The organism is Alicyclobacillus acidiphilus NBRC 100859, from assembly GCF_001544355.1.
Taxonomy (GTDB): domain Bacteria; phylum Bacillota; class Bacilli; order Alicyclobacillales; family Alicyclobacillaceae; genus Alicyclobacillus; species Alicyclobacillus acidiphilus.
Genome location: NZ_BCQI01000083.1, coordinates 1 through 12211, shown reverse-complemented (window position 1 = coordinate 12211; position 12211 = coordinate 1). Strand labels below are relative to the sequence as shown.

The 12211-nt window shown below is 46.0% G+C and carries 14 protein-coding genes; 11 read left to right on the top strand and 3 right to left on the bottom strand.

Annotation, left to right across the window (positions count from 1 at the left end; translation table 11 throughout):
- The 3 genes from AAC01S_RS20300 to AAC01S_RS16890 form a co-directional block, all read left to right on the top strand.
- Positions 1-132, top strand: a 132-nt coding sequence (locus AAC01S_RS20300) for a cysteine-rich CWC family protein (RefSeq protein WP_169794082.1), incomplete at its 5' end; no start/stop codon positions are given.
- 55 nt (positions 133-187) lie between these two features.
- Positions 188-973 carry a hypothetical protein gene (locus AAC01S_RS16895; protein ID WP_067625228.1) on the top strand — a complete coding sequence of 262 codons (786 nt, stop codon included), beginning with the start codon at positions 188-190 and terminating at the stop codon, positions 971-973.
- 397 nt (positions 974-1370) lie between these two features.
- Entirely contained in the window at positions 1371-1595 is a 225-nt protein-coding gene (locus tag AAC01S_RS16890) for a hypothetical protein (RefSeq protein WP_067625226.1), read from the top strand.
- Between the two features lie 157 nt (positions 1596-1752).
- Here AAC01S_RS16890 and AAC01S_RS19420 read toward each other — a convergent pair whose 3' ends face one another.
- Together AAC01S_RS19420 and AAC01S_RS16880 are read right to left on the bottom strand one after the other, a co-directional pair.
- The gene (locus AAC01S_RS19420) at positions 1753-1923 is read right to left on the bottom strand and encodes a hypothetical protein (RefSeq protein ID WP_157071258.1); all 171 of its coding nucleotides are present in this window, start codon (positions 1921-1923) and stop codon (positions 1753-1755) included.
- Between the two features lie 109 nt (positions 1924-2032).
- On the bottom strand, positions 2033-3016 hold the full coding sequence (locus tag AAC01S_RS16880) for a ParM/StbA family protein (RefSeq protein ID WP_067625220.1): 984 nt from the start codon (positions 3014-3016) through the stop codon (positions 2033-2035).
- 283 nt (positions 3017-3299) lie between these two features.
- On the opposite strand from AAC01S_RS16880, the gene AAC01S_RS16875 reads away from it, so the two are divergent.
- From AAC01S_RS16875 to AAC01S_RS16860, 4 genes are all read left to right on the top strand, one after another.
- Positions 3300-5531 carry a phage/plasmid primase, P4 family gene (locus tag AAC01S_RS16875; protein ID WP_169794081.1) on the top strand — a complete coding sequence of 744 codons (2232 nt, stop codon included), beginning with the start codon at positions 3300-3302 and terminating at the stop codon, positions 5529-5531.
- 930 nt (positions 5532-6461) lie between these two features.
- Complete coding sequence (locus tag AAC01S_RS16870; RefSeq protein ID WP_067625214.1) at positions 6462-6761, top strand: hypothetical protein; 300 nt, start codon at positions 6462-6464, stop codon at positions 6759-6761.
- 11 nt (positions 6762-6772) lie between these two features.
- Complete coding sequence (locus AAC01S_RS16865; RefSeq protein ID WP_067625211.1) at positions 6773-7168, top strand: four helix bundle protein; 396 nt, start codon at positions 6773-6775, stop codon at positions 7166-7168.
- Between the two features lie 107 nt (positions 7169-7275).
- The gene (locus tag AAC01S_RS16860) at positions 7276-7470 is read left to right on the top strand and encodes a hypothetical protein (RefSeq protein WP_067625208.1); all 195 of its coding nucleotides are present in this window, start codon (positions 7276-7278) and stop codon (positions 7468-7470) included.
- A 103-nt stretch (positions 7471-7573) separates the two neighbouring features.
- On the opposite strand, the gene AAC01S_RS16855 is transcribed toward AAC01S_RS16860, so the two are convergent.
- Complete coding sequence (locus tag AAC01S_RS16855; protein ID WP_157071256.1) at positions 7574-8089, bottom strand: alkaline phosphatase family protein; 516 nt, start codon at positions 8087-8089, stop codon at positions 7574-7576.
- A gap of 228 nt (positions 8090-8317) precedes the next feature.
- Here AAC01S_RS16855 and AAC01S_RS16850 point away from each other — a divergent pair, with 228 nt between their 5' ends.
- The 4 genes from AAC01S_RS16850 (at position 8318) to AAC01S_RS16830 (ending at position 12039) form a co-directional block, all read left to right on the top strand.
- Positions 8318-8953 carry a hypothetical protein gene (locus AAC01S_RS16850; RefSeq protein WP_067625203.1) on the top strand — a complete coding sequence of 212 codons (636 nt, stop codon included), beginning with the start codon at positions 8318-8320 and terminating at the stop codon, positions 8951-8953.
- Positions 8954-9506: 553 nt separating this feature from the next.
- A complete protein-coding gene (locus AAC01S_RS16840; RefSeq protein ID WP_067625197.1) occupies positions 9507-9779 on the top strand; it encodes a hypothetical protein in 273 nt (90 codons plus the stop codon).
- Between the two features lie 282 nt (positions 9780-10061).
- Positions 10062-11258, top strand: coding sequence for an NERD domain-containing protein (locus AAC01S_RS16835; protein ID WP_157071255.1), 1197 nt, complete (start codon positions 10062-10064; stop codon positions 11256-11258).
- Positions 11259-11544: 286 nt separating this feature from the next.
- Positions 11545-12039 carry a hypothetical protein gene (locus AAC01S_RS16830; RefSeq protein ID WP_067625191.1) on the top strand — a complete coding sequence of 165 codons (495 nt, stop codon included), beginning with the start codon at positions 11545-11547 and terminating at the stop codon, positions 12037-12039.
- Positions 12040-12211 lie beyond the last annotated feature (172 nt).

Sequence of the window (12211 nt, the reverse complement as noted above, 5' to 3'; positions counted from 1 at the left end):
TACGGGACGTGTTGGTGTGACCGCGAGTCCTTCCCGAAGAAGATATTCGACAAAATCCCATCAAAAGGGTCAGAGAAAACGTGTATTTGCCAAAACTGCCTTGAAAAGTTGACGGGCATGCATTCTTCGTGAAGCTCGTTTTGGGCTATCATTTACGGTTGGATAATCCAAATAGCAGGGTGGTTTCATGACCGCAAATACAACGACTACGGCAATGCATACAGTTCCCAATTTAGCCAACACTGTTGCCAATAACGTTGCAACCCACGCCCAAAATGTAACGATTTGGATCAAGCAAGATCCCGCTTCAGCAACTACATCACATTTGACTTTATGGGTCGCTATTCTTGGTGTATGTGGTACGTTAGCGGCGAGTGTTATCACTCAATTGTTTCAAATTAGGCAACAGAAACGGCAGAGAACTCAACAGTTAGAGGATTGGCTGAGAGAACAAGATGTGAAGCAAAAAGAAAAGCAAGATGCTATTGAAGAAGAAGCCAAACGTAATGAGATGAAGTCCGATGTTGCCGTTTGCAAACGGATTAAGCACAAGCTCGATGATATGCATTGGGAAATGAATAAAATGCGCCCAGGAGCACAACAGTCAGCGGACGGCGGAGGTCTGATATATGTTTCATACGTGTCACCACCGCATAAGGAATTGATTGAATTAGCAAATGAAATTCTCAAAATCTCTTATTCCGTTAAATTTCATGACCAGGAGTCAGAGGATTTGCTTAACAAGCTGATTGATGACTTCAAGAAATTTATTGAGACAGTGAATATGGAAGCATTCTACAGGTCTGAAGTTCAGCAACGTAGTAAATCCAATTTAGCTACGAAAGATGTGTATGATCAAGCTCAAGAGGCTGATAAAGAGGCTCGTGAGATGTTATTGATGATAGACCAAGATTACGAGGATATTAAAGACTTAATTCGCAGGAAATACGGGTTTCACAATATCTACGACTAAGCAGACCCGTATGTTCTACTTTTAAGGGTGGGAAAGGCAAGGAAAAAGGCATCGGCGAGGTGTATGGCGGGTGTACCTCATGGTGTATACAACATAACGGTACGCAGTGTATTTGTGATACTGCCATGTGCTCCCCTCACCTCCATCTGTGGATTTTCGGCCTTGACCCTTTCAAACTTCAGGCGGTAAGATGGTGGTAAATACGATGAAACATTGGAACGTGACCTAATGATAAGACGTTTTCGGTTCCTGCGCCAACGTCATACAGATTGTCAGCTACCGTTCAGTCGTTAAGGCTGGGCTTTTTTTATGCGCTTTGACTAAAGTCAGCGAAGGACAGGGCAGGGACTAAAGGCTATAAGGGTTGAGAAAGAGGCAGGAAAGGGCGGGATAGAACGTGGATGATATTAAGGAACTTCTTTCGGATATGGAAGACCGCATCAGGTACGATATTCACGAGGTAGCCAACCAATTAAAGGACATCCAAACAGAGGTCAACACCTTGAAACAGCAAGTCAGTACATTGGAGAAAATCATCCGTATCGTTGATCAAAACAACGCGGTGACTTTATCTGGCATTCGAATGGATGTTGCGCTCATCAAGGATACTTTGGGGAAGTAACAATAAATGAAATAAGGATGCCCCGATACCGCCAAAGTTGCGGTACATATGCGGAAAATGGGTGAAAGTTACGGGGATTCGAGGTGTTTGAGCAGAAAGAGAGCCATTACGGCTCTCCTGGTCTAATTGATGGCGATGCACCGACTACTCGTCATCGCTAAAACAGCGAATTGATGAGGTCTTTTTCTTCGCTGGACAAGGACTCCAGTTTGTCTCTTTCAAGCTTCAATCCGTCGCCCTGCTCTATCAAGTTCCTGTTTTTCAGGAGTTTCAGCAGGATTGTTTCCACTTTTGCCTCGAAATCGTCCGAATGTGCCCCGTTTTTCATGTCTGTCATCACCAATTGGCAGATATATGAGCTAATGTTCTCTTTGCCCTTCAGCCATTCGTAAACGGGGAGGTACTCTTCCCTGAAACTGATGGATATTTTCGGAGATTTATGCAAGGTTTTTCGCCTTCATCACATTCAGAAACGAAAGCACGTTTCCATACGATCCATTGGGATCGATGACCGCGTTCGGGTATTCCCGTTGAATTTCATCTCTGAGCACAATGCTACCGCCGCCTGTAAAAACCATCTCGTCAATGTTGGTAAATGTGATGCCACGGCTCTTTGCAAAACCGATGATCTCGTTCAGGTGAGTTTTGAGAATACGATGGATGATCATTGGACTATCTTCGAGTTTCTTACCGTTCACGGATAAGTAGCCGCGTTTTAGGATTACCTCCCCATCGTCCGCGCTTATGGTGACTCCGTATTCTGAGGTTAACGTCTCCGCTACCTTCGCTCTGAGCATGGCTATACCCTGATTGGAGAGAAAGCTCCCCGCCAAGGAAGGTCGGAGAGAATCCACCTGACAGAAATTCACGTTGAGGCTTCCGATATCAAAGATGACGCACCGTTTGTCGCGGTACAAACTTGGGTTTGCGAACATTGGAGTCCCTTCAGGGAGTGCCAGTACGGTTTCGAGCCGAAATAGAACTGCAGGGCGGTTGTTGATCTTGAGTGATACGATCCGTTGTTCATTTTGAATAAACTGTTCGAAACTCCTCTTCAGTTTGTCATTTTTGTAGATGGATATCGGCGTATTCAATGCGATCCGCACATTCACGATGCCCTGGCTTGAGAGACCAGCCTTCTCAATCGCAAGCCCACACGCAAGTAGTACACAGGTGCGATGAATGGGATTCCGTTTACTGAGGTCATAGTCGAATTTCTCCTCGCTAATCATATCCCCCACAAGAAAGGTATGTCCCCCAAGCTCCAGCAGATAGTTATTGGGCTGAAGTTCTACACCGAAATGTTCCACCTCCTGAACCAATGTTCGAAAGCTCATTTTCTGTAATGCCCCGTTGGAGTAGAAAGCAAATTTAGTCAAACTCTTCCCAGAATCAATTGCCAAGCTGAGTTGTTCTGTCATATAAAAAACCTCCTCTTTGAATTAGTCCCTATATCGTAGATGCTCTTCCGTACTTTGATTCGTGTGAACGCGGCGTATCGCGTTCAAGCAATGCGAAGGACACGATATTTCGTATCTGTCAAGTGGGTGCGCTCCATTGAAGAACCCAAGCGGGGCAAGGGATCTGAGGGGCTTCGACGTGGTAGAGCAGAAAATCCATATGCACGAGTTGACAAATTTCGTAGTATGGACTCGCACCAGAGACGGAGGTGCCAAAACTACTAACGAGGAGGAGTTTGTACTGTTGAGAAATGCAATCGCGATTCACATCGAGAACATCCCACAGAAGATGAAGGAGGTGAAAGCATGGGTATGCTGGCGTGAGGGTGAGCGTGATGGGAAGATCACCAAAATTCCTACGAGTCCGCTCAACGGAAGGAGTATCGACGTAACCGATCCATCGAACTGGATGACCTTCGAGCAGGCGATGAGATCCAGCAGAGCGACTGGCATCACTGGGATTGGTTTTGTGTTTAGCCCGCAATATGGCTTCGTCGGAGTGGATATCGATCATTGTATCCATGAAGATGGAACCCTCTCTGCGTTAGCGGAAGAGATCGTTGAGACCTTGGGGAGTTATACCGAGGTTTCGGTGAGTGGAACAGGTCTCCATATCATCTGTAAGGGGACGTTGCCACCTGGACGAAAGAAGAACCAGGAACTTGGCGTGGAAATGTATTCCGAAGGACGATTCTTTACCGTCACAGGAGACGTATGGTCGGGCTATACGGACATTGAAGAGCGAACAGATGAGTTGGCTCGGATTCATAGGCTGTTTGTCGCGAAAGGAAAGGTGGAAAGCCAGGGCATAGGTAGCGAAGGTAAAGACCGAAGAGAAATCGCTCACGCCGATGCCATTGAGCAAATGCGGAGGGGGAAGGACGGTGATAGGCTGATTGACCTCTACCACGGTAATTGGAAAGGGTATTATCCATCCCAGAGTGAAGCGGAAATCAGACTCATGAATGCGTTGGCGTTCTATACCGACAGTGATCCAGAACTGATGGATGATCTGTATCGTGCGTCGGGGCTGTATCGCCCCAAATGGGATGAGAAACGTTCGGCGGATGGCAAGACGTATGGACAGATGACCATCGATAACGCGATTGCTTGTACCGTGAAGAGAAGTTCAAATTCTCCACAGAGGTCAGTGTCGAATACCAGCGTTGCGAGTATTTATCGAGAACTTCCGCCTTGGTATGTGCGAGGTGAACGCGGCAACATTAAGTTTGTCCCTGGCGTTCTGGCGCAACATTTGAGCAAAACAATCCCAGCCGTTTATGCTGAATCAAATTACTACCTGTATGATCATGGAGTGTATGTCCAAACATCAAGAGATCGGGTGAAGTGGATCATTCAGAAATATCTCCTGGTTGAATATATGCAATCAAAACATCTAAACGAGGTTTGTGATCTATGGGCGACTTCTATCCTTCGTGACTTGGATGAACTAAACAGTTACAAATACAGCCACCTCATAAACTTCAAAAATGGGATTTACAATGTCCGCACAAAAGAGTTCATAGCACACTCGCCAGATTATCTGACCACTATACAACTGAATGCTGAATATCGTCCTGACGCAGTGTGCCCTGAGTTCCTGAAGTTCATGGCTCAAACACTCTCGACCGAAAATGTTCGTTTGGTTCAAGAAATCCTGGGTTATCTGTTGGTTCCACTCACTCAAGCTCAGAAGGCGTTCCTGTTGTATGGACCGCCACGGACGGGAAAGTCTACTTTCTTACGACTCATAGAAGACATCATCGGCAAAGACAATATCTCCAATGTCCCATTACAAGATTTGGACAATCGTTTTAAGACTGCACTTCTTCATGGAAAACTGATAAACCTCTTTGCAGATTTACCTGCAAAACCCCTGCAGGACACGGGCTTCTTTAAGGCTTTGACTGGCGAGGATTCAGTGATCGGGGAAGTGAAATTCCAGAATCCGTTCAGTTTCATGAACAAAGCTCGGATGATATTCAGTGCCAATGAGTTACCGAGGAATTATGCAGACAGAAGTGACGCATTCTACAGGCGGCTCATTATCATTCCCTTCGTAAACCAAGTCGATGCGGATAACGTAGATACACGACTGACCGAAAAGCTCCTGCGTGAAAAGGAAGGTATCATACAGTGGGCATTGGTCGGGCTGGAACGGCTAATCAAGAACAACTTCAGGTTCAGCGAATCCGTGTCCAGCAAGGAGCTGACAATGCAATACAAAATAGACTCCGACAATGTAAAATGGTTCATCTCCAACTACTGCGAAGTAGCACCAGATGAGAGGGTGTACGGGTTACGACTTTACCAGGAGTATCGTAATGCTTGTACCAAGAATGGCATGCAACCCATCTCCAATGTTCGCTTTACCGAGTCAGTTCTGCAGTATCTTGGAGCAAAGGTTACAAAAACACAGGAATCGGGTTCAAAACGTTCCGTTTACCAAGGCATCCGCCTCCGCCCCCGTGTCTAACACTTCACCTACGGTGACTCCACTATTCAAGCAACGTACTTTGTAGCAACGACAACTGAATACACCAAATTGGGCATGGTTGCTCCATCAGAATATTGATTGTAGAGCCATGTCCATTTTATTTGCTATCTTCCAATACTACCACCACTACGCCACCCACGCGGAGGGGGGGAGTTGTGGGGGACAAATATGTCCTATCAATACCAACGTGGGAGGGGTATGGAGGGGTTCTTTAACCTATAGGAAAAAACGTGAAAGAGATAAAACGCTAAACTGAAAAAGTAACAAGAGTTGTGAGATAACCCCTCCACACACCTCCCAATCCCCCCCACGCCGCGTGGTTGTATCCCCGCAGGGAATGGAGCAGTCGAGGTAGTCGGCGGTGTCATCGTGCAGGCTGTCGATTGACGACAATGAATACGTCGGGGTGGTGCGTAAGGAGTGGGGATGGGCGGACATCAGCATATGTCGTTTCTTTGGACATCGGGAGTCTCTACTATCAATGTCTGCTGTTCGCTTACATACTCGGTTCCATCATCCTTTGGTGGGGGACTACCCTATATTGAATCTTGACCTTTGACCCCAGTGTCTCGTGATCTCATGAGTTGAGCTTAGCCACGCGGCGATAGCAGATGCTGTATCCGATACAGCAAAAATCCTCGCGGTTGCGGTCATGACAGCATAACCAAACAGCAGGAAAACGATCCGTCAGGACAGTGCGTCCACCAGTTAAACATTGTCTCCAGTGTTGTAATCTCCTTTGATCCTATAACATCGCATCCCATCCAATTTGCCATCACCTTCTTACCACGAGTCACTTTTCCCCGCCCCCTGCTCAGACCAGATAGAACACCTTTTATGTGGTTGACCTACTTGACACCGACTATCATTGCATTAGGGCAACAAATGACGATGAGAGGGTGTGAGAGATTGACGAAAATGGAAGAGCTAAAGGCAAGAGTGGAGCGGGTTGAGAGGGGTGTGTTCGAACATTCAATCTGTCCTAAAAAACTCGATGAACTACTTGATATGCAAGGGGAAATCTCGGACATCAGAGAGTCATTCCTGACTCAGCCCTTCACTGGAACTACAGTAGAAGAGCTTGAAGATCTGCGATTCCGCATCTTGGAGTGTGAATTCAATGTCCACATCTATGTGAGTGAAGCGATGTATCGGGATTCGATGGAACACATGCGGCGACTAAGCGAGCTTTACGAATCCATAAAGTGAGGAGGGAGAGAGTGAGACAGGTTCAGGAAGAGCAAGAATTGGTGCCAAAAAGTTTCGAGCGGCTACAGGTTTGGAGAAAGGCGATGGATTTGACCTGTAGGATCTATGGTATTGTGGAAAAGCTACCTCGATCAGAGGAATTCCACCTCAAGAGTCAGCTATTAAGGTCCACGTCCAGTATCAGCGCGAATCTCGCCGAAGGGAACGGGCAGTTTTTCAAGAAAAAGGAGTATACGCACTACAATGTCGCCCTTGGAAGCGCGAATGAGTCAATCAATTGGATCATCCTTGCGCGTAGGCGAGGTTACATCACCGAAGAGGAATTTGAAACTCTGGAGACTGAATACCGCGAGATCATTCGGATGATCATCGCTATGATGCGAAAACTCAGGCAAGAGACAGCGTAACTCTTCATTTCTCCCCTTGACCCATCTTTTCTCCTTTTGCCCCGTCCTTATCTCGACTTTTGTGAACATCCGTTCCATAATGATTGGAGGAGCAGGAGGGATCGGGAATGGGAAAAAACACGGGCTTCGATGTGGATGCCATTTATTTCGACGACGATGTTCTCTTCCACGAGATCGTCATGGAGTACATTGCGCGGGAGAAAGAGGAGGAATCTCGGAGCAGGGAATATGGCTTGGATTTACCAGATGTGATGACCGAGGATGCGTTCAGATTGCTGATGGAGACGGCAGGTGAGGCGTAGATAACTACACATAACGTTTTCTTCTTAATATGGGAAGATGTCGCGGTCGGTTCGTGTCTATAGGAACCGACCTCCTATGCACCCAGTATTTCGAGTCACCCTATTAAGACAGCGAGGGCATCAGAGTTGGCTGATTGTATCTCATCAGTTGAGCATCAATCTCGAAAACATCGTATTTCTCTTGCGATATATAATAGCCCACGACTGCTTCCAGTGGCGATCCATCAAGTACCAAGCTGAAGCCAGCTTTCCTAAATAACAATTCAGTCTCCCTAAGATCGAGTCTCAAAGCGACTGCGATACGGAGCAAACCATGTTTTGAACCGTGTTTATTCTTGCCTTTTCTGAACTGACTCCAATAACTCTTTGATAACAAAAGATTTGTTTTCAGATCAGGATTTTCTTTCAGCTTCTGATTTTTTAGAGCCTCTATATATTCCCCCAGAGTCTGCGTTGACACCTCCCTAACTCTTTTGTCCAGTTTAGGATCGAAAGCCCCCAGTTCATGACCAAAAACTCCAAGGGGTTCTTCATCAACAGGTATATCGGGGACTCTCTTTGGCAGACGTAGCTGTCTGATGAGTTCAGCTAACCTGTTTGATTTTATGAACAGATCCAATTCTTGCTCAACCTGAGATGTGTGACTCTCGTGCACTATATCACCCCACAAAAATCATCAAGGTAGCATGACATGCTACCACGGCTCCCCTATCGCCCATATACACTGCCATTATAAACATTTCCTTAAGTCAATAGGAAGGGTGGGATGTGCGGAGATAGCTTGATAGCGGCGCGTTTTCGACGGAATTCATTTAGTAGAAGACAAACAACAAGGAGGTTATTTCTAATGAGGACAGACCTTGAAGTAGAAGCAAGAAAGATGGAAGGACTTTCGAAGTGGAGCAAACCAATTGTGACTTCTTGGCTGGTGTATTCACATCTCAACCAGATAAGAGATGGTTTTGTTCTATTTGATGTTCTGATTGATGGAGAGTTTGCGGGGACATTTAGTGAAGATTATACCGAAGTTGCTAATGCTCTTCATTTTGGTGAAGAGTACGTCTCGATGGAACGGAAGAGGAATTCCCTCAAAATCGTCCTTGTCAGTGGGGTTAAGGTGGAAGTTTGTCCCTTGGACTTGATCTACATGCACCATGATGAGGCATACGATTTGATGATTGAGCAAATCAGCGTGTGGAAGGGTATCTTCAACACCGTAACCATGGAAATCCTGAAATGCACCACTGAGATGCAAGACAATGAATGGATAGAAAACTGCAAATTAGAATTTCGTGAAGAAGTTGATATCAGTGAGGATCAGCAAATCACTGCGATGGTCCAACAGTTTATTGCCGAGGCGTACACAGGCGACCATACGCCCCTTTATATCCCCGCTGAAATTTCACGAGAGGGAATCGCCCTCGATGGTGCTGAAAATGGCGATAGCTGGAAGAGATACAGAATCTACCCCAGCAAGTCGTAAGTAACAGGGTATCGGTGGGCGTGTGGAAATGGCGGCGTGCCCACCTGTCTGCCCACCAAGCAACGAGTATCCAATCTTATCAAAACGGAGGTGTTATACATGCGTCGGAAGAGAGTCATTATGCACTTCGTCGGAGACGACTTCAACAGTGCAATGCGGGTAATTGACCGCGGGAATGTCTATGTTAGCAGATTTTCTGATGGTGTGTGTACGGTGTTTATTTTGGTCAACAATCGGGGATCGTCGAGAGACCTTAAATTCATCATGTACAACCCAGACTCATGTGGGTTCACAAGAGCAGAACTGAATCGGGATGAGTTTGAAAAGATGTTTACCGATATCCTGTCGCATTTTAGCCGAGGTCAGTATGAATTCGAGGAGAACGGCGATGACATGATAGAGCATTTTGATAGCATTTGCACTGGATTGATGGCGTTGGAGATGGGGAGCTACAAAGGTTATCGAGTACGGCGGTACACAGACGAAGAGCTACGAGAAATGTCACCTGTCGGATCACGCAGTCCACAAACACACTTTGGGAGGAGATAGGGTTATGCAATTGGTTGAAACAAAGGCAAGCAAGCCGACGTATCAGCAATTAAGGGAAAGGTTAGTCGTAGAGAAGTTGAACCACATATCCTCGGTTCTGACTTACAAGTGGGGTATCGACAATCTGGTGGTGAAAGACGACCATGAGAGCTTCGCGATTTTTAGAATCTGTGAGGATTGCGGAAATCTACATTTACTAAGTGAGTATTCCTTGGATGAACTCCTGTCATTGGATGCTGATACAGAGGCAGATTGCCTAATGGGGGAATTCGATTAGTGAAGTGACCGCTGGGGAGGACTTCTTTGCCCTCCCCTACGGCTGACTGATTGCATCGGAAATAGGAAATTAAATTATAAGAGTCGTTCTGAAAGGGCTGAAATTGATGTGAAAACGACGGATGGGTTACAAGCCAACAACCAAATACACAAGAGCAAGAGGACATTTTACCCCAATGTATTGAGCGACCAGGAACTATTAGACGTAATTCGCAATGAGTACATTGAGCTAAACCCGAAAGGGTGTTGGGATTTCTTCAAAAGACGAACGAAGAGTCCATCGTTGCCGTATCTGCAAAAGAGATTTGGATTGACGTTTAATGAAATCCTTATTGTAGCTGGTGTACCGCAAGATAAGCTGAATTTTCTCAGGGGAGAAGTTCGGGATAGAGAGTATTATCTGCGACAGTTGACAGAAATGGCTGAGAAGTTAGGGCACACTCCGACCGTAAATGAGTTCAAACAGCATGGCGGGTCGCCGCACCACCTCCCCCTCATCTTCGGTTCTTACAATCAAGCTGTTCTGGAGGCAGGTTTGGTTCCAAATCAGCAAAGGGCAAAGACATATAGCAAAAAGCAACTATGCCGAATTTACAAGGACATAAGCAAGCAGATTGGGAGACCCGCTACAGCACGAGATTTAGACACGCACTCCGACCACTTCAACTCATCAGCATTCATCAATGCGTTCGGCGGACTGAATCAATTAAGGGCGGAAGCTGGGTTTGAGCAAAGCAAGAGAGGGCGCGACAGGCGGTACACAAAAGAGCAGATAACCCAAATGCTCATATCCGAGTACAAGAAGAAACGTGATCGATTGACCACAAGAGAGATTCAGCAAAACAAAAATCTGCCGACCTTTATGACCATTTTGCACTATTTCAATGTCCATTCTCTAACGGAAGTATGGGCTGAAATAGAGGGTGTGATTGCGAAGAACCATTTACGTGAGGAGCCTCCCATCAAAGCACTGGGAGATTTGGGAGAGAGGCGCGTTGCCCACCAGTTGGAATATCTGGATACGAGTATGTACCAAGTCTTTAACAACATCACAATTAGACATGGGCAGTTAGAACAGCAGATTGACCACCTGGTAGTTGGAGTTAATGGGATATTCCACATAGAGACGAAGAATCACTATGGAGACATATCTATTGATAGGCACGGGAACTGGACGCAGGTTAACAAGAGTTCCATCCATCCATTTACAAATCCACAAGGACAAATTGACCGTCATGGGAATATGTTGACACAGATTTTGAACAACCAATATGAAGTCACGGGTTTGGTGGTGTTCTCTAACCGAAAATGCCGTTTAAGTGGAATGGATCGGACGAGCCTCTATGTGATGAAAGTTGAAAACCTTCTCAGTTTCATCCAGACCTACAACGACGGTCACAGACTCAGCCCTGATGAGATATCAAGAGTTTGTAGGTTGATTGAGCAAGGGTCTGTCGTCACTGAGGGGGTATTGGTGTAACCGTTCAGGGTCCATGGGGGTGAGCCAGTTTACAGTGCATGTCGAGGGTTGAGTTGATCAAATTGATTCAGCCCTTGTCATCCTATGGAGCGAATCAATGACGACGAAACTCAGCAGGACACAACCAGGTGAGAAAACCTATTTCTGTTCCCGCAATGCCGCCCCCTCATATCTAACAACTCTTGCAACGGCTGATAGAACTTGGTCAGACATCTAAGCCCCTTTGGCATGGAGACAAGTCACATATTATAGGAAGAATCACAAAACAACGAAAGGAATGATGCGAATGTTAGATGAGTTCGTGACGGATGAGTTGATTGGACAAATCAATATGGAGCTTGAAAGGGAAAAGAGCAAGCTGGAGAAATGGGTTGGGGTACCATTGAGACGTAGTGAAATTGACGTGACAATGATAGGGGATATCTACAAGGACTATGCTTGCGCGCCGATGCTTATGGTGGATCACCTTATAAGACAGGTTGCTCCTTTTCTCGATGAACTTGGAGTTCAATTGTTTCCTTGTGTTGGTAATATCGAAAAGGAATATTGTTACAGTCCATTGGCAGATTGGGATCAGAAAAGAACCATGCACATCTGCTCCATTGATCTAAACGGGTATGCCAACTTTAACAGGGAACAGAGGGAACTGGTTGATCAATTAACACTGGAACTCATAAATCTCTATCACAGATTGAATTTTCGTATGACCCTTTATCTGTCGCAAATCGCTCCAGGGATTTGGAATGACGATAATCCGATTTACCGAATCGTTGCGGCGTGAAGTAAGAGGGTTGGCTTTGGACAGCAGAGGAAACAATCGCAGATGCCTGAATGCGATTTAAATTGTATGGGGTTTCTGCGAGTTTTCTATCCCCACATCATAAGCAACATAAGGTCATGTAAGCAGTTGAATCATTGGATGATGAGCAGAGCGAACTGTATGCCGCAGAAGG